Raw genomic sequence first — 17,777 nt, forward strand, 5'->3', positions numbered from 1 at the left:
CTTGATCGGCTGGTGTGTTCGCTCACCGGGCATGGCTAAGCGCTTGCTCATTCCTCTCGAAGTTACCGGTCGGTCACGGAGCTGTCCAGGGTGATGCTGAGCACGCGGGAGAGCGGCTGTGCCGGGGGCGTTGTCAGTGCCGTGGTGCAGGATCGATGAGAGCGTACCGGCAAGGGCGGAGGGCCGTCGTGACGATCACGAACCGGCAGGTGGCGGAGCACGCGTTTCTGCTCCCGCTGTACGAGGACGACTACTACCCGGACCACGTCCTGGACCGGGGCCGGGCGGTGCTGCTGCGCCTGTGCGAGCGGATCGAGGCGGAGCGGCCGACGGACCTGCCGGCGCTGTACCGGCTGACCGAGAGGGCGACGGAGGACTTCAACGCCCTGGAGGCGGAGTTCGAGGCGGCGGGCAGCGAGATCGAGACGGTGGCGCGCGAGGAGATAGGCGAGGCCTTCTGGTTCATCGCGCAGGCGTACGGCTTCGAGGACGCGGACGGGGAGGAGCTGATCGCGGCCCGGGAGTGGTGAGGGCGTTTCGCCGCCCCGCCGCACACCACCGCGCCGGCGCGGTGGTCACCCCGTACGTCGCTCCGTCCCGTCACCCGGCGGCCGCCCCGTCCCGGCGTCCGGCGGCTGCCGCGTTCCGGGACCTGGCGGGTCGGCCGGCTCGGCCCGTACGGCGGCGGTGAGCGCGACGCGGATCGTCTCCACCGCTTCCATGAGCCGGGCCCGGGAGGTCGGTGACGCCCGCGCCAGAGCGGCTGTCAGCCGCTCCTCCCGCCGGGCCCGCAGCCGGTCGAGGTGCGCCCGCCCCTGAGCTGTCAGCCGCAGCTCGACCTCGCGCCGGCTGGCCGTGCTGGAGGACCGCCGTACGAAGCCGATGGCCTCCAGCCGGTCGCACAACCGGCTCACCGACGACGGCGCCGCCTCCAGCTCCGCACCCAGCTGCCGCAGATTGATGCCCTCCCGGCGTTCGATCACGTACATGACCCGAAGCTGAGGCGCGGACACGGTGACGGGCGAGAACCCGTCGGGAACCCGCGTCCAGTAGACCTCCAGCAGCTCGATGACCCCACGCATCGCCCGCGCCACATCGCGAAGCCTCTGATCAGGGCCGGAACGCTCTACGCCCATGCTGGAACACCCTCGGTCGAGCTGCGGCCCTGCCGCGCCTGCGGGCAAGTCCTCCATAGCGTTCACGCCCCAGCCGTTCCGAAACCCATGATTCTTCCTGGGGCGCGCGGGAACACGCGCGGGTGCATCGAATTCCCGCGAAATGGATCGAAAAACGTACGAGTTCGCAGACATGGTGCCGGGGGTGCCGGGCACCAGGCTGTCAACGGTTGCTCAGGAAATGAGCAGGGCGGAAAGAGCACCTCCTCAACGGGGTGCGCGGTCCGCTGAACCAAGAATTCATTCAGGTGCGATCGAAGGAGTTTCTTTATGTCTGAGAACCTGTGGGGCTACCAGCCGACCGTCGGCCACACCGTCGGCACCGACCTGATCGGTTACAAGGTCGAGGCTACCGACGGCAGCATCGGCAAGGTCGACAAGCACTCCGACGACGTCACGTCCTCGTACCTGGTGGTGGACACCGGCGTATGGATCTTCGGCAAGCACGTCCTGCTTCCGGCGGGCACGGTCAGCCGGATCGACACCGACGACCAGAAGGTCTACATCGACCTCACGAAGGACCAGATCAAGGACGCCCCGGAGTTCGACAAGGACAAGCACGTCGGCGACGAGGACTTCCACCGCACGACCGGTGAGTACTACGGGCGCCACCGTCGCGTCTGATCCGACGGCAGACGCAGAGCGGGCGGGGCGGGACGCGATGGTTCGCGTCCCGCCCCGCCCGCGTGCGCGGCTCCGGGCGGGTCACGGGAGGTGCCGCACAAGGTCCCGGGAACCGTTTGGCAGTTGGCGCAGCCGACGCCGGAGCCGCACGACCAGCACCGCTACGACGTACGGCGCGGTGCGGCCATCGACGCGGTCCCAGCGACCCGCCAGGCGGCGACCACGGTCGACCTCGAAGGCCCCCGGGCGTGGCACAGGCCGGCGCTGAGTACGCCGAAAGCCATGGACCGCCGCGGGGGCGTCGCACGCGTGGGTGCGGGAGGTCAGCCGGGTGCTCAGGCCGAACCGGGGGACGGCCCCTCGGCGCCGGAGGAGCCGCCCTCGCTGCGAGGGCCGCAGAAGCGGGCGGCGCCGGTCGGGGCGGTGAACGAGCGCGCCCGGTGCGCCACCGAGTTCCGTTGTCGGTGGCGCACCGGGTGAGGGGCGTGTCAGGCGGGCGGAGGCTCCGGGGGTGCGGCGCGGGTGTCAGTTCCCCGGGCGCTTGCTCAGGTCCTTGCCGAACAGGCGCAGCAGTTCGTCCTCCACCACCGGGGTGAGGGCCTCGATGTAGCCGTCCGCCAGATGGCCGTAGTCCCGGTAGACCAGGGTGTTCCCGACCACGGCCGGGCAGGTGCCTGACGGGGCGCAGACCCATTTGTACGGGTCGATGAGCGCGACGTCCTCGGCGGCGGCGGCGTCCCGGATCGCCTGGGTGACCTCGGGCTTGGGGTCGGCCTCCGAACGGTGGCGCGCGCAGGACGGCAGGTCGTCGGGGTTCACCGCCACGCAGTCCACCGTGTTGTTCTTCGGCCAGGGGTTGTCCAGCACGGTGAGCACCTGGGTGCGCCCGCGCTGGAGCATCCGGTACGTCTCGGCCTGCCCCTTGCCCCACGCCTTGCCCAGGTCGCCCCCGCCGTACAGCTTGGCGGAGTTGGAGCTCGACGTGATGACGAGTTCGGGTTCCAGCTTCTGGATCTTCTTGATGGTCTCCGCCCGCCAGGCGTCGCAGGTGGAGTACGGGCCGTCCTGCCACTCGATGGTGACCTGGGAGACCTTGCAGGCGTTCTTGGTGAAGGAGTAGAGCCGCCAGTCGTGCTTGCGGGCGATCGCGTCGAGCGCCGGGAACCACTGCGCGACATGCGAGTCGCCGAAGAGGACCACACTGCGGTCGGCGTTCTTGTCACCGTACAGACAGGGCTTGGTCTGTTTCGTGCCGGTCATGGTGAGGGCGCAGTCGTCGGTGTAGACCGTGGACCGTGTGTACGCGGTCTCGTGCAGGCTCGGTTTGAGGTTGGACGGGAGCTCCTCCACCGGCTGTGCCAGCAGATCGGTGAGGGCGGCACCGGGATCGGAGGCGGTGGCGAGCGTCTTCTTGGTGTCCTGCCGCGCGCCGCCCGGGTCCAGGGTCGGCGGGTACTGGAGGGTGAGCACCGCGACCAGGGCCGCGACGGCCGACAGGCCCAGACCCAGCGTGAGCCCTCGGACGGCGTGGGCCTTGAACGCGCGATGGAAGCGCATCGGGTCCTCGACCAGGTGCAGCGTTCCCCAGGCGAGCAGGATGCCGCCCAGCGCGGCGATCAGCCGCAGCGGACCGTCGTGCGCACCGAAGCCGGCGGCGGCCGGCACGATGACGATCAGCGGCCAGTGCCACAGGTACCAGGCGTAGGAGAGCCCGCCGATCCAGACGGCGGGCCGCAGCGAGAGGACGGCGCCCGCGCCGTAGCGGCCGGCCGCGGCGCCTCCGGCGAGGACGGCCGCGGCGCCGGCGACCGGGATCACGGCGTGATGGCCGGGGAAGGGCGTGGTCCCGTCGAAGGACACGGCAGCGTAGGCGATGGCGGCCAGGCCTGCCCAGCTCAGGACCGCGGCGACCGGGCGCGGGATGTCGTTCAGGCGGTGCGCCGCCAGAGCCAGCAGGGCGCCTACCGCCAGCTCCCAGATCCGGCCCTGCGAACCGAAGTAGGCCCACGCGGGAGAGGTCTCGGTGAGGTGGAGGTTCAGCGCGAAGGAGGCGCCGACCAGGATGATCAGCGGGATCGCGAGCAGGGCCCGTCGCCTAAACAGCTTGAGGGCGACGATCATCACGATCGGCCAGATCAGATAGAACTGCTCCTCGACCGCCAGCGACCAGAAGTGCTGGAACGGGGAGGGCGGCACATCCGTGTTGAAGTAGTCGGTCCCAGCCTCGGCGAGTCGGAAGTTGACGACGTACCAGGCGGACGCGATGGCGTCCTTGGCGTAGTCCGCGAAGCGCAGCGGCCCCAGGAAGAGCCAGGAGCCCGCCAGCGTCGCCAGCACGACCAGGGTGGAGGCGGGCAGCAGGCGCAGCGCCCGGCGGGAGTAGAAGCGGGCCAGGGAGATCTTGCCGTCGCGGCTCCACTCCCGGAGCAGCAGCGAGGTGATCAGGAAGCCGGATATCACGAAGAACACGTCCACGCCGACGTATCCGCCGGCTATGGAGGTCACCCCCGAGTGCCCCAGCACCACGAGGGTGACGGCCACCGCCCGCAGGCCCTGGATGTCGAGCCGGAGATTCGCGCCCCCCGCCGGCCCGGCGGGCCCCTTCCCGTGTTCGCCGGGAGTCCCGTCCCGGGGGCCGGTCGGGGGCGGGGCGTCGTCGGACGTGGGCCGCGGGGCATGCGTGAGGCGGCGGACGGGCACCGTGTGGATCTCCTTGGTCATGAGGCATAACCGGATGGCGCCGATGATCGCCTCCGGAGCCGGTCGATCGAAGCTGGCTTCGGCCCGGCCCGCGATCCATGACATTGTCAGTACATCGCGATATCGCCAGAGTGGACCATAGTGGAGCACTTGCTGACAAGCGCCCGCTGTCACGGCGCTCCGGCCTTTCGGTGACGCGGCGATTCCGCTACCTCGCGCGCACGGAGCCCGGGGCTCCGGTCGCGTAACTCTGCCCGGTTTTCTCCTTGTCCAGGGTGCGCTGGAGGAAGACCCACGCCGAACAGCAGGGCGTCCCGCATCCGGCACCGGCGTACCCCACGGACTCCAGTAGCTGGCTGTCGTAATCCCTTGCCGTGCGACCCCCTTTTGTCACTGCAACATGAGGCATGGCCGAGCGCGGCCGTACACCTCAGGGCCCCTTCCTCGCGCCGGGACGCTATTCCTGCCGCAGCGCGAGCCACAACTCCGCCCGCACGTCCATGTCGTTCACATCCATGCCCAGCAACTCCACGCACCTCCCGATGCGTTGGCGGACGGTGTTGCGGTGGACGGACAGGGCCACCGCCGTGCGGTCCCAGCTGCCGTGCAGGGAGAGCCAGCAGCGCAGGGTGTCGGCCAGGGGCGGGGTGAGCGGGGCGAGGAGGGTGCGGGCGTGGGAGGCCGCCTGGTCAGGGGGGATGAGGGCGGCCAGGCCGGTGACCGGGGCGTCCACCTTCAGTGGGGTGCGGGTCGCCTCCGCGTGGGCCAGGGCGCGGGCCGCCCGGGTGTCGGCGGCGGCCAGGGCCGAGAGGGGGGTGGGGGTGGAGACGCCGAGGGTCCAGCCCGGTTGCGGGGGCACGGCGCGGGCTTGCGGGGGCTCCCCGGGCTCCACGTCGCAGCCCGGGTGCGGGGGCGCCTCCCCGGTGGCCGCCGGGAGCAGGACCCGTACCGTGGCGTCGTCCTCCCGGCCCGCGTCCACCAGTGGCGAGCCCAGCGACGCCCCCAGCGCCCCGGCCGTCAGGGCGTCCGGCGTCGTCCCGTCGCTGCGGCGGGCGTGGATCACCGTCCAGGGACCCTCGGGGCCCAGGAGTGCGGCCACCTCGGCGGGCGTCGCGCCGAGCAGCAGCCGCACCAGCGCCGCCGAGCGGTCCGCCGCGTCCGCGCCCTGGTGGGGGGCGGACAGGAGGGAGAGCAGGACCACCGCGATCCCGGCCACCGTGTGGTCGCCCGGCTCCCGCCGGCGGGCAGCCAGGGAGAGGACAAGGCCCTCGCCGCCGCCCAGCGCGTACGCCGCCAGGTGCGTGTCGCCGTGCGTGTCCGTGGCCGACGCGGGGGAGCCGGGGCGTTCGCGGGCCACCACACGGGCCAGGCGCGTCAGTGCTGCCGCCGCCTCCGGGGGTGGGCGGCGGCCCGCCGCGTGGACCTCCTCGCCCCGCGCCGTCAGCAGCACCGCCCGGCCGCTCAGCTGCGTGGCGAGCTGGTGGAGGACCGCAGGTACGGGGTCGGGGCGGGCCGCCGCCGTCGCCAGGGCCTGTTGGGCCCGGGTCACCCGGCGCAGCTCCCGGTGGCGGGCCTCCGCCATCAGCCGCCACACCGCCCGCGCGATCGTCGTGAAAGGGGTCTCCGGCGGCACCTCCAGCAGCGGCAGCCCGTACCGGTCGCACGCCTCGATCAGGGCTTCGGGGACCGTCTCGTGCACCGGCCGGACGCCGAAACCCAGTGCTGCCGCCCCCGCCTCCACCAGCCGGCCGACGTAGTGGTCCGGGTCCGTCAGCAGCACCCCGGCGCTCAGCAGCAGCTCACCGCCGAGGAGGTACGGGTAGGGGTCGGCCATCTCCGAGGTGTGCACCCAGAGGAGGTCGGCGTCGGCCGGTCCCGCGATCCGGCGCAGGCCCAGCTCCTCCCGGGCGAGGAGTTCGGCGAGGGGGATGGGCGGGGCCGGTGGGCCGGGGGAGTGGGCGGGCGATGTCGGCATGGAGGGTTCGTCCATTCGCGGCGGTGAGAGTGGAGGAAACGTACACTTCAACGCCGCCTCTCTGCCACCTAGCGTCTTCCTCGCACCAGCACCAGCACCTGCACCCGCACCCGCACTCCACCTGTTGCGCGAGACGGAGGAAGCCCATGGCTGTCGACTACGCCGGCATGCTCGCCATGGGCCGGCGGGCGCGAATCCAGCCCGTCCGGCGTTTGAGGACGGAACCCTCGCGCTGGACCGGAGCGGCCCCGAAGATGTCCTCGATCGCCAAACAGGCTTGAGGGTCCCGCACACTTGACACCGTACGAAACCTGTACGAATCCTGAAACGAAAGGCACCCCACCCCATGAGCAGCAACGAATCGCCGCGCGGCCCCGTCGACTCCTCCCGCGTCCCGCGGTACGCCGGGCCCGCGACGTTCGCCCGGCTGCCCCGGCTCGACGAGGTCGGGCGGGCCGATGTCGCCGTCGTCGGCGTGCCCTTCGACAGCGGGGTCTCCTACCGGCCCGGCGCCCGCTTCGGCGGCAACGCCATCCGTGAGGCGTCCCGGCTGCTGCGCCCGTACAACCCGGCCCAGGACGCATCCCCGTTCGCCCTCGCGCAGGTCGCGGACGCCGGGGACATCGCGGCCAACCCGTTCAACATCAACGAGGCCGTGGAGACCGTCGAGGCCGCCGCCGACGACCTGCTGGACACCGGCGCCCGCCTGATGACCCTCGGCGGCGACCACACCATCGCCCTGCCCCTCCTGCGCTCCGTCGCCAAGAAGCACGGGCCCGTCGCCCTGCTCCACTTCGACGCGCACCTGGACACCTGGGACACCTACTTCGGCGCCGAGTACACCCACGGCACCCCCTTCCGCCGCGCCGTCGAGGAGGGCATCCTCGACACCTCAGCCCTCTCCCACGTCGGCACCCGCGGCCCGCTCTACGGCAAGCAGGACCTGACCGACGACGAGAAGATGGGCTTCGGCATCGTCACCTCCGCCGACGTCATGCGGCGCGGCGTCGACGAGATCGCCGACCAGCTGCGCCAGCGCATCGGGGACCGGCCGCTCTACATCTCCATCGACATCGACGTCCTGGACCCGGCGCACGCCCCCGGCACCGGCACCCCCGAGGCCGGCGGCCTCACCTCCCGCGAGCTGCTGGAGATCCTGCGCGGGCTCTCCTCCTGCCATCTGGTCTCCGCCGACCTGGTGGAGGTGGCGCCCGCGTACGACCACGCCGAGATCACCTCCGTGGCCGCCTCCCACACCGCGTACGAGCTGACGACGATCATGTCCCGTCAGATCGCGGCGGAGAAGGCGAAGGGGGCCGCGTCCCAGTGAGCCACGACCACGACGACCGGCCGCAGCTCACCGCCGCGCAGGCCGCCGCCGTCCTGACCCCGCCGCCCGGCCGCAACGGCGGTGACCTGGTCGTCGAGTCCCTCCAAGGGCTCGGCGCGACCACCGTCTTCGGCCTGCCCGGCCAGCACGCGCTCGGCATGTTCGACGCGCTGCGCCGCTCCTCCCTCCGTTACGTCGGACTCCGCGTCGAGAACAACGCCGGGTTCGCCGCCGACGCGTACGGCCGGATCACGGGTGAAGTGGCGCCCCTGCTCCTCTCCACCGGGCCTGGCGCCCTCACCTCGCTCGCCGCCCTCCAGGAGGCGGCCGCCGCCTCCGCCCCCGTCCTCGCGATCTCCAGCCAGATCCCCACGGCGGGGCTCGGCGGCGGGCGTCACGGGTATCTGCACGAGCTGCGCGACCAGCAGGCCTCCGTGCGGGACATCGTGAAGTCGGTGCACACCGTGCGGGCCGCATCCCAGATCCCGTCGGCGATCGCCGCCGCCTGGGAGTCCGCTCTGACCGCCCCCCACGGGCCGGTCTGGGTGGAGATCCCGCAGGACGTGCTCCTCGCCGAGACGACCCTGCCCGTCGTCAGCGCCATGGACGCCACCCCGCGTGAGCTCTACCCGCGCCCCGAGCTGACCATCGCCGCCGCGCACCTGCTGTCGAACGCCGAGCGGCCCGTGATCATCGCGGGCGGCGGAGTCGTACGCTCCGACGCGTCCGGCAAACTGCGCGCGCTGGCCGAGAAGATCGACGCCCCCGTCGTGACCACCTTCGGCGGCAAGGGAGCCTTCCCCTGGGAGCACCCCCTCTCGCTGCGCTCCTGGCTGGAGGACCGGCACACCACCGACTTCCTGGAGGACGCGGACGTCCTGCTCGTCGTCGGCTCGGGGCTCGGCGAACTCTCCTCGAACTACCACACCTTCCGCCCCCGCGGCCGGGTCATCCAGATCGAGGCGGACGCCGGGAAGCTGGAGTCCAACCACCCCGCCCTCGGCATCCACTCCGACGCCCGCGAGGCGCTGTCCGAGCTGCTGGAGGCCGTGGAGTCCCGCGAGGACGCGGGAGCGGTGGAGCGCGTAGTCGCGGTGCTGGAGAAGGTACGGGCCCGGATCGACGCCCAGGGGCTCACCCTGGAGCAGCAGGTCCTCGACGCCGTCCGCCAGGCGCTGCCCGACGGATCGCCCAGCTTCTGGGACATGACGATCCTGGCCTACTGGGCGTGGTCCGCGTTCGACGCGCGGCGCCCCAACACCATGCACTCCGCCCAGGGCGCGGGCGGCCTCGGCTACGGCTTCCCGGCGGCCATCGGCGCTGCCTCCGCCGACCCGACCACCCCGGTGCTCGCGGTCTCCGGCGACGGCGGCGCGATGTACTCCATCGCGGAGCTGGCCACCGCGCGCCAGTACGACCTGCCGCTGACGTGGCTGATCGTCGACGACGGAGGCTACGGCATCCTGCGCGAGTACATGACGGGCGCCTTCGGCGAGGCCACGGGGACCGAGCTGTCCCGCCCGGACTTCGTCGCCCTCGCCGGGTCCTTCGGCGTGCCCGCAGTCCGTACGACACCGGAGTCGCTCGCCGCGGACCTGGGCAAGGCCCTGGCCGAGCCCGGACCGTCCGTCGTCGTGCTCCCAGCCCTGCTGCGGATGTTCGAGCCGACGCATCTGTAGAAGCCGACCCATCTCAAGACGCCGACGCATCTGTAGGGCGTGCATCCGTAGCGGCGATCCGGTCCGAGGTCGCCCCGGGCCGGCCCGCCGCCGGACCTCCGCCGCTCACAGTTCCGCCGGTTCGCCGCGGGTTACTACCCGCCGGGCCGGGGCCGCGAACCGGTCCTAGGACCCCGGGCCCGTACGCCCCCGGCCATCGGCCCGCTTCGCCCCCCTTTTGTTGCGGAGGGATGAAATCCGCTCCCCGCCGTGTTGGTGCCTTCCGGAAGATCAGGCGGAACAGATGGATCAGCGGAGAAGGTCGGGAGGCAACGCGTGACGGGCGCAGAGCAACAGGGGTGGGGCCGACGGCTGACCGGATACGCGTGGCGGTACCGGCGCAACGTCGTGCTCGCGCTCGGCTCCTCGCTCGCCGGGATGGCCGTCATGGCCCTCGTCCCGCTGATCACCAAGGTGATCATCGACGACGTCGTCACCGACCACACCCGCTCGCTCGCCGTCTGGACCGGCCTCCTCATCGGTGCCGCCGTCCTCGTCTACATCGCCACCTACATCCGCCGCTACTACGGCGGCCGGCTCGCCCTGGACGTCCAGCACGACCTGCGTACGGACATGTACGCGACGATCACGAAGCTGGACGGCAAGCGGCAGGACGAGCTCTCCACCGGGCAGGTCGTCGGCCGGGCCACCAGCGACCTCCAGCTCATCCAGGGGCTGCTGTTCATGCTCCCGATGACCATCGGGAACATCCTGCTCTTCCTGCTCTCCCTGGTGATCATGGCGTGGCTCTCCCTGCCGCTCACCCTCGTCGCCCTCGCCGTCGCGCCCGCCCTCTGGGCCATCGCGCGCCGCTCCCGTAAGCGTCTCTTCCCCGCCACCTGGTACGCCCAGGGCCAGGCCGCCGCTGTCGCCGGGGTCGTCGACGGGGCCGTCTCCGGAGTCCGGGTCGTCAAGGGGTTCGGCCAGGAGGACCAGGAGATCGGCAAGCTCCGCGAGGTCAGCCGGAGGCTCTTCGCCGGGCGGCTGCGCACCATCCGGCTGAACTCCCGCTACACCCCCGCCCTCCAGGCCGTGCCCGCGCTCGGCCAGGTCGCCATGCTCGCGCTCGGCGGCTGGCTGGCCACCCGGGGCGAGATCACCCTCGGCACGTTCGTCGCCTTCTCCACCTACCTCGCCCAGCTCGTCGGCCCGGTCCGGATGCTCGCCATGGTCCTCACCGTCGGCCAGCAGGCCCGCGCCGGCGTGGAGCGCGTCCTGGAGCTGATCGACACCGAGCCCTCCCTGCGGGACGGCACCAAGGAGCTGCCCGCCGACGCCCCGGCCGGCATCGAGTTCGATGATGTGAGCTTCGGTTACGCTTCGCTTCGCTCCGCCTCCGCCACAGACACAGACCTCGTAAGCGGAGCCTCGGAGCGCCCGGTCCTCGACGGGTTCTCGCTCACCGTCGAACCCGGCGAGACCGTCGCGATCGTCGGCGCCTCCGGCAGCGGCAAGTCCACCCTCTCGCTCCTGCTGCCCCGCTTCTACGACGTCTCCCACGGCGCCGTACTCATCGGCGGCCACGACGTCCGCGAGCTCACCCAGGCGTCCCTGCGCGCCGCCATCGGGCTCGTCCCCGAGGACAGCTTCCTCTTCTCCGACACCGTCCGCGCCAACATCGCCTACGGTCTCCCCGACGCCACCCAGGAGCAGATCGAGCAGGCCGCCCGTGCCGCCCAGGCCCACGGCTTCATCTCCGCGCTGCCCGACGGGTACGACACCACCGTGGGCGAGCACGGGCTCACCCTCTCCGGCGGCCAGCGCCAGCGCGTCGCCCTCGCCCGCGCCATCCTCACCGACCCCCGCCTCCTCCTCCTGGACGACGCCACCTCCGCCGTCGACGCCCGCGTCGAGCACGAGATCCACGAGGCCCTCAAGCAGGTGATGGAGGGTCGGACGACGCTGCTCATCGCCCACCGCCGCTCCACCCTCCAGCTCGCCGACCGCATCGCCGTCCTCGACGGCGGCAGGCTCGCCGCCCTCGGCACCCACGAGGAGCTGGAGCGGACCTCCCCGCTCTACCGCCGTCTGCTCACCGACCCCGACGAGCTCGGCTCCACCTCCCCGGGCCACCGGCCGCTGCACACCGAGGCGGACCCCGACGGCGACCGCTCCCTCCAGAAGGAGCTGGACGCCGAGTTCGACGCCGAGCGCGGTGTCACGCCCGAGCTGTGGATCCGCAAGGAGGAGGACCGGGACGCCACGGTCGCCGGGATGCCCGCCACCCCCGAGCTGCTCGCCCAGGTCGAGGCCCTGCCGCCCGCCACGGACACCCCGCAGGTCGACGAGGCGCGTGCCGTGCGGTCCGAGGACTCCTACGGGCTGCGCCGGCTGCTGCGCGGCTTCGGCGGCGTCCTGCTCGTCAGCCTCGGGCTCGTCGCCGTCGACGCCGGCATGGGCCTGCTGCTGCCGGTCCTGATCCGGTACGGCATCGACGAGGGCGTCACCCAGGTGTCGATCGGCGCGGTGTGGGCGGCCTCCGCGATCGCCCTGGCCGTCGTGGTCGTCCAGTGGGTGGCCCAGACGGGCGAGATCCGGATGACCGGCCGGACCGGCGAGCGGGCCCTCTACTCGCTCCGCCTCAAGATTTTCGCCCAGCTCCAGCGGCTCGGCCTCGACTACTACGAGCGCGAGCTGACCGGCCGGATCATGACCCGGATGACCACGGACGTGGACGCGCTCTCCACGTTCCTCCAGACCGGCCTGGTCACCGCGTTCGTCTCCGTCGTCACCTTCTTCGGCATCATGGTCGCCCTGCTGGTCCTGGACGTCCAGCTCGCCCTGGTCGTCTTCGCGACGCTGCCCGTGCTGATCATCGGGACCTTCTTCTTCCGCCGCAGCAGCGTCAAGGCGTACGAACTGGCCCGTGAGCGCATCAGCGGGGTCAACGCCGACCTCCAGGAGTCCGTCTCGGGCCTCCGTATCGTCCAGGCCTTCGGCCGGGAGCACGACGGGGCCGCCCGCTTCTCCGAGCGCAGCGACAGCTACCGCCAGGCCCGGGTGCGCGGACAGTGGCTGATCTCGATCTACTTCCCGTTCGTCCAGTTGCTGGCCTCCGTCGCCGCCGCCGCCGTGATCATCGTCGGCGCGGGCCGGGTCGACAACGGCACGCTCACCACCGGCGCCCTCGTCGCCTACCTCCTCTACATCGAGCTGTTCTTCGCCCCCGTCCAGCAGCTCTCCCAGGTCTTCGACGGCTACCAGCAGGCCACCGTCTCCCTCGGCCGCATCCAGGAGCTGCTGCGCGAGCCCACCTCCACCGCCGACTCGGACGAACCGCTGGACGTGCACTCCCTGCGCGGCGAGATCGTGTTCGATAACGTCTCCTTCGCGTACGACAAGGAGGACGAGGCGGTGGAGGCCCTCACCGGCGTCGACCTGCGCATCCCGGCCGGACAGACGGTCGCCTTCGTGGGCGAGACGGGCGCCGGCAAGTCGACCCTGGTCAAGCTCGTCGCCCGGTTCTACGACCCCACCAGCGGGCGCGTCACCGCCGACGGCACCGATCTGCGCCACCTCGACATGACCGCTTACCGCCACCGCCTCGGCGTCGTCCCGCAGGAGGCGTACCTCTTCCCCGGCACGGTCCGTGACGCCATCGCCTACGGGCTGCCCGACGCCACCGACGCCCGGGTGGAGGCGGCCGCCCGCGCCGTCGGCGCGCACGACATGGTCGCCACCCTGGAGGGCGGCTACCTCCACGAGGTCGCCGAGCGCGGCCGTAACCTCTCCGCCGGGCAGCGCCAGCTCATCGCGCTCGCCCGCGCCGAGCTCGTCGACCCGGACATCCTGCTCCTGGACGAGGCCACCGCAGCCCTGGACCTCGCCAGCGAGGCCCTGGTCAACCAGGCCACCGACCGGCTCACCGGCCGCCGCACCACGCTGGTGGTGGCGCACCGCCTGACCACCGCCGCCCGTGCCGACCGGGTCGTGGTGATGGACCAGGGGCGTGTCGCGGAGGACGGCACGCACGAGGAGCTGCTGGCCCGGGACGGGCGGTACGCCCGGCTGTGGCGCACGTTCATAGGGGAGGGCATGGGCGAGGGCATAGGGGAGGACGAGCCGGCGGGCGTCTGAACCGGCCTCCGGGCCCGCCCGTGCAACCTCCCGGCGGTCTGCTGCGTCGTAGCCAGGGACGCACAGGTGCGTACAGATGTCAGGTGGGGGCGAAAGTGTTCGACAGGACGGCGGGAACCAGAGGACCGCGGAGACGGTCCCGGCACGAGGGGGTGGCGGCGCGCCTCCTCGTCGTGCCGCTGCTGGCCGGTCTCGTGCTCCTCATCGGCGCCCCGGCGACGGCGGCCCAGGCCGCCCCCGGTTGCTCCGGCCGCCCCGCGAAGACCATCACGTTCGCGACGGGGGAGCTGCGCGTCTACAAGAGCCGGGCCCACGCGTGTGCCGTCACCGTCGCCAGGAAGCCGGGCAAGCGGCGGGCGATGAGCGTCACGCTCCAGCCGCGCGGCGGACGCGTGGTCAAGGACAGCGGTTCGTTCACGCAGATGGCCGGTCCGGTGACGGTGAACGCCCTCAACCGCTGCGTCCGGGCCACCGGAGCGGTCGCCGGGAAGTCGGCCGCCACCGGCTGGATCCTGTGCTGACCACGCCGTAGGACCCGTAAGGGAAGCGCGTGAGGGAAACAGGTATGGGAAACGCGTGAGGAACCAGGACACGCGCAACTGGGTCTGGCGCGCGGTGCGTTGCCCTCGCTAAGTTCACGGCCACTGTTGTGAATCAAGGGGAGGGTGCATGCGCAAGGCGCTCACAGGGGTTCTCTCGCTCGCGGTGCTCATCGGCACGGTGGGAGCGGCGGGAGCCTCGGCCGGTGCGGCCACCGCCGCGGAACCGGACGCGAAGCGGAACAGCCTCACTGCCGTACACGGCGGAGAAGCGAGCAACGAGGACATCAAGGACCGCATCCTGGCGATCCCGGGGATGAGCCTGATCGAGGAGAAGCCCTACGCCGGATACCGCTACTTCGTCCTCAACTACACCCAGCCGGTCGACCACCGGCGCCCGTCCGAGGGCACGTTCCAGCAGCGGATCACCGTGCTGCACAAGGACACCGCCCGTCCGACGGTCTTCTCCACCAGCGGCTACAACGTCTCCACCAACCCCGGCCGCAGCGAGCCGACGCAGATCATCGACGGGAACCAGGTCTCCCTGGAGTACCGATTCTTCACCCCGTCCCGCCCGGCGCCCGCCGACTGGTCCAAGCTCGACATCTGGCAGGCGGCCACCGACCAGCACCGGGTGTTCACGGCGCTGAAGAAGATCTACGCGAAGAAGTGGCTGGCCACCGGCGGCTCCAAGGGCGGCATGACCGCCACGTACTTCGAGCGGTTCTACCCGAAGGACATGGACGGCGTCGTCGCGTACGTCGCGCCCAACGACGTCGTGGACCACGAGGACTCCGCGTACGACCGGTTCTTCCGGAACGTCGGAACCAAGGAGTGCCGCGACAAGCTGCAGGCGGTGCAGCGCGAGGCGCTGGTCCGCCGGGCCCCGCTCCTGGAGAAGTTCAAGGAGTACGCCGTCGCCAACGGCCTCACCTTCACCACCCTGGGCTCCTTCGACCGCGCCTACGAGGCCGCCGTCATGGACTACATCTGGGCGTTCTGGCAGTACAGCACGCTCGCCGACTGCGCCGAGATCCTGACCGACGCCAAGAACGCCACCGACGAGACGATCTGGGACGCCGTCGACGCGATCTCCGGCTTCGGCTACTACTCCGACCACGAGCTGGAGCGCTACACCCCCTACTACTACCAGGCGGGCACCCAGCTCGGATCGCCGGACATCAAGCAGCCCTGGCTCGGCGACCTGAGCCGCTACGGCTACCAGCCCCCGCGCAACTTCGTGCCCCGCTCCATCCCCATGACGTTCGACCGGGGCGCGATGCGGGACGTGGACAGCTGGGTCCGGAACAACGCCCACCAGATGCTGTACGTCTACGGGGAGAACGACCCGTGGCGCGCGGAGCCCTTCCACCTCGGGCGCGGTGCCGAGGACAGCTACGTCTACACCGTGCCGGGCGGCAACCACGGCGCCCGGATCTCCGGTCTGACCGACGACCAGAAGGCGAAGGCCACCGCCGCGATCCAGCGCTGGGCGGGGGTCGCCCCGGCGGCCGTCCAGGCGGACCCGGCGAAGGCGAAGCCGCTGGCGAAGTTCGACACGAGGCTGGACCAGCTCAACGGCGAGGTGGAGCGCGACGAGGGCGTCCTGCGCCCGTAGGTATCCGCCCGTAACCGCTCGTGCCCGCCGGCTCCCCTTCGTACGGAGGGGAGCCGGCGGGCACAGTGTCGCTGCGGTCCCGCGCTAGTACGACAGCCCGTGGCCCACCGGGTACAGCACCCGCGCCGGGTCGTCCGCCCGCTGGACCGGGACCGGGAGCCTGCCCTCCGGGTGCGCGCGGCCCGCGATGACCCGGGCGGCGGCGCGGAGTTCGACGTCCGTCCAGGAGTAGGACGCCAGGATCGCGGCGACCCCCCGCCCGGTGAGGTGGGCGGCGTCGTACGGGTTGCGGACCGCGACGGCGACCACCGGGACGCCGGTCGCCACGAGGGCCTCGACGAGGGCGAGTTGGGCGCTGCTCGCCGTAATGTTGTACGTGGCCACGACCACCGCGTCCCTGCCCTGCGCGGCGGCGACGGCTTCGGCGGTCTTCGCCTGGTTCGGGGCCGTACCGGTGGACAACGCCGTCGCGGAGAAGCCCAGTTCGGTGAAGGCGCCGGCCAGGGTGGTGGTGGGCGGGCCTGTCGTACCGGACGGGGACGCCGGGTCGGCGCCCACCACGAGCAGCCGTCGGTGCGTGCGGCGGGAGAGCGGGAGCAGGGCGCCGGGGTCGGCGAGCAGGGTCGTCGTGCGCTCGGCGATCCGGTCGGCGTCGAGGAGGTGCTTGCGGATGCCGACCGTACGGTCCACCCCCCGGCCGGTGACGAACGGGTCGCGGAAGAGCCCCAGCCTGGTCTTGAGCCGCAGGATGCGCAGGATCGACTCATCGACCCGCGCCTCACTGATCTCACCGCCCCGCACCGCCTCCAGGACCGCGTTCCACGCGACCGAGAGGTTCGGCGGGTTCAGCAGCTGGTCCACGCCCGCCAGGAGCGCGAGGACCGGCACGCGGTCGTCGCCGTACTTCGTGCGCACGCCCTCCATGCCGAGCGAGTCCGTGACCACCACCCCGTCGTAGCCCAGCTCCTCGCGGAGGATGCCGGTGAGGATCGGCCGGGAGAGCGTGGCCGGGTCCTCGGACGGATCGAGTGCGGGGACCACGATGTGCGCGGTCATGACCGAGTCGATACGGGCCCGGATCGCGGCCCGGAACGGCGGCGCGTCCAGCTCCTCCCACTCCTGGCGGGTGTGCTCGATGACGGGCAGCCCGGTGTGGCTGTCGGTGCTGGTGTCGCCGTGCCCGGGGAAGTGCTTGGCGGTGGCCGCGACCCCGGCGCCCTGATACCCCTTCACCTGCGCGGCGACCAGTTCGGCCACCGCCTCGGGGTCGGAGCCGAAGGAGCGGACGCCGATGACCGGGTTGGCCGGGTTGACGTTGACGTCGGCGTCGGGCGCGTAGTTCTGGTTGATGCCGAGCGCGGCCAGTTCGGCGCCCGCGATCCAGCCCGCCCGCCGCGTGTCGGTCCGCGAGCCGCCCGCGCCCAGGGCCATCGCGCCCGGCAGCAGGGTCGCGGGCTCACCGACCCGGCAGACGATGCCGTGTTCCTGGTCGGTGGAGATGAGCAGCGGTACGCGGGGGCGCTCGCCGAGGGCGGCCTGCTGGATGCCGTTGGAGAGGGCGGCGATCTGATGCGGGTCGCGGGTGTTGTGCGCCCAGGCGAAGTAGATGATCCCGCCGACGTGGTAGGTCGAGACCAGCTCGGCGGCGGTACGGACCCCGATCTCCTTGAGGTTCGCGTCGATGTCGGCCTGGTCGGGGTCGGTGGCGGAGTGCCCGTACACCCGCATCACGAAGAGCTGGCCGACCTTCTCCTCCAGGCTCATCCCGGCGATGATCCGCCGCAGCCGACGGTCGGTGGAGGCGTTCGTGGGGTGCGCGGATGCGGTGCCGGTGGCGGAGAGGACGCCGGTGGCCGCGGCGGCCGTGGCAGCGGCGCCGGCGGTGAGGAGGGTGCGTCGTGAGGTGCGGTGGGGCACGTGAGCTCCTTCCCGGGAGTGAAAGAAACTTCCAAGATGATACGGATATAGGGAAAGTAACTTTCGGTCAAGGGGGTGGGAGGGGTACGGCAGCGACACGCGCC

The 17,777-nt window shown here is 71.8% G+C and carries 13 protein-coding genes; 9 read left to right on the forward strand and 4 right to left on the reverse strand.

Annotated elements, in window-relative coordinates:
* Positions 1 to 188: 188 nt before the first annotated feature.
* Positions 189 to 530, forward strand: coding sequence for a DUF5713 family protein (locus tag AMK21_RS01300; RefSeq protein ID WP_073873293.1), 342 nt, complete (start codon positions 189 to 191; stop codon positions 528 to 530).
* A gap of 45 nt (positions 531 to 575) precedes the next feature.
* On the opposite strand, the gene AMK21_RS01305 is transcribed toward AMK21_RS01300, so the two are convergent.
* On the reverse strand, positions 576 to 1,136 hold the full coding sequence (locus tag AMK21_RS01305; RefSeq protein WP_374198619.1) for a MarR family winged helix-turn-helix transcriptional regulator: 561 nt from the start codon (positions 1,134 to 1,136) through the stop codon (positions 576 to 578).
* Positions 1,137 to 1,445: 309 nt separating this feature from the next.
* Between AMK21_RS01305 and AMK21_RS01310 the strand changes: the two genes are divergently transcribed.
* Together AMK21_RS01310 and AMK21_RS01315 are read left to right on the forward strand one after the other, a co-directional pair.
* The gene (locus AMK21_RS01310; RefSeq protein WP_073873297.1) at positions 1,446 to 1,799 is read left to right on the forward strand and encodes a PRC-barrel domain-containing protein; all 354 of its coding nucleotides are present in this window, start codon (positions 1,446 to 1,448) and stop codon (positions 1,797 to 1,799) included.
* Positions 1,800 to 1,922: 123 nt separating this feature from the next.
* Positions 1,923 to 2,279, forward strand: coding sequence for a hypothetical protein (locus AMK21_RS01315; RefSeq protein ID WP_073873299.1), 357 nt, complete (start codon positions 1,923 to 1,925; stop codon positions 2,277 to 2,279).
* A gap of 45 nt (positions 2,280 to 2,324) precedes the next feature.
* Here the strand turns inward: AMK21_RS01315 and AMK21_RS01320 are convergent, their stop codons facing one another.
* Positions 2,325 to 4,520, reverse strand: a complete 2,196-nt coding sequence (locus AMK21_RS01320) for an acyltransferase family protein (RefSeq protein ID WP_079181043.1) — start codon at positions 4,518 to 4,520, stop codon at positions 2,325 to 2,327.
* 436 nt (positions 4,521 to 4,956) lie between these two features.
* The gene (locus AMK21_RS01325) at positions 4,957 to 6,489 is read right to left on the reverse strand and encodes a PucR family transcriptional regulator ligand-binding domain-containing protein (RefSeq protein ID WP_199863080.1); all 1,533 of its coding nucleotides are present in this window, start codon (positions 6,487 to 6,489) and stop codon (positions 4,957 to 4,959) included.
* A 131-nt stretch (positions 6,490 to 6,620) separates the two neighbouring features.
* Here AMK21_RS01325 and AMK21_RS36580 point away from each other — a divergent pair, with 131 nt between their 5' ends.
* The 6 genes from AMK21_RS36580 (at position 6,621) to AMK21_RS01350 (ending at position 15,756) form a co-directional block, all read left to right on the forward strand.
* A complete protein-coding gene (locus AMK21_RS36580; RefSeq protein ID WP_267893891.1) occupies positions 6,621 to 6,755 on the forward strand; it encodes a hypothetical protein in 135 nt (44 codons plus the stop codon).
* A gap of 65 nt (positions 6,756 to 6,820) precedes the next feature.
* Positions 6,821 to 7,804, forward strand: coding sequence for an agmatinase (gene speB / locus AMK21_RS01330; RefSeq protein ID WP_073873301.1), 984 nt, complete (start codon positions 6,821 to 6,823; stop codon positions 7,802 to 7,804).
* Positions 7,801 to 9,483: a thiamine pyrophosphate-binding protein gene (locus tag AMK21_RS01335; RefSeq protein WP_073873303.1), complete on the forward strand. Its 1,683-nt coding sequence runs from the start codon at positions 7,801 to 7,803 to the stop codon at positions 9,481 to 9,483. Before speB ends, AMK21_RS01335 begins: the two co-directional genes overlap by 4 nt.
* A gap of 315 nt (positions 9,484 to 9,798) precedes the next feature.
* Entirely contained in the window at positions 9,799 to 13,599 is a 3,801-nt protein-coding gene (locus tag AMK21_RS01340) for an ABC transporter ATP-binding protein (protein ID WP_073873305.1), read from the forward strand.
* Positions 13,600 to 13,751: 152 nt separating this feature from the next.
* The gene (locus tag AMK21_RS01345; protein WP_073873307.1) at positions 13,752 to 14,120 is read left to right on the forward strand and encodes a hypothetical protein; all 369 of its coding nucleotides are present in this window, start codon (positions 13,752 to 13,754) and stop codon (positions 14,118 to 14,120) included.
* A gap of 148 nt (positions 14,121 to 14,268) precedes the next feature.
* Positions 14,269 to 15,756: a S28 family serine protease gene (locus AMK21_RS01350; RefSeq protein WP_073873309.1), complete on the forward strand. Its 1,488-nt coding sequence runs from the start codon at positions 14,269 to 14,271 to the stop codon at positions 15,754 to 15,756.
* A gap of 84 nt (positions 15,757 to 15,840) precedes the next feature.
* Here AMK21_RS01350 and AMK21_RS01355 read toward each other — a convergent pair whose 3' ends face one another.
* Positions 15,841 to 17,673, reverse strand: coding sequence for a glycoside hydrolase family 3 protein (locus tag AMK21_RS01355; protein WP_073873311.1), 1,833 nt, complete (start codon positions 17,671 to 17,673; stop codon positions 15,841 to 15,843).
* Between the last annotated feature and the right edge of the window lie 104 nt (positions 17,674 to 17,777).

It is taken from the genome of Streptomyces sp. CB00316, from assembly GCF_001905595.1.
In the GTDB taxonomy this organism is placed as follows: Bacteria; Actinomycetota; Actinomycetes; order Streptomycetales; family Streptomycetaceae; genus Streptomyces.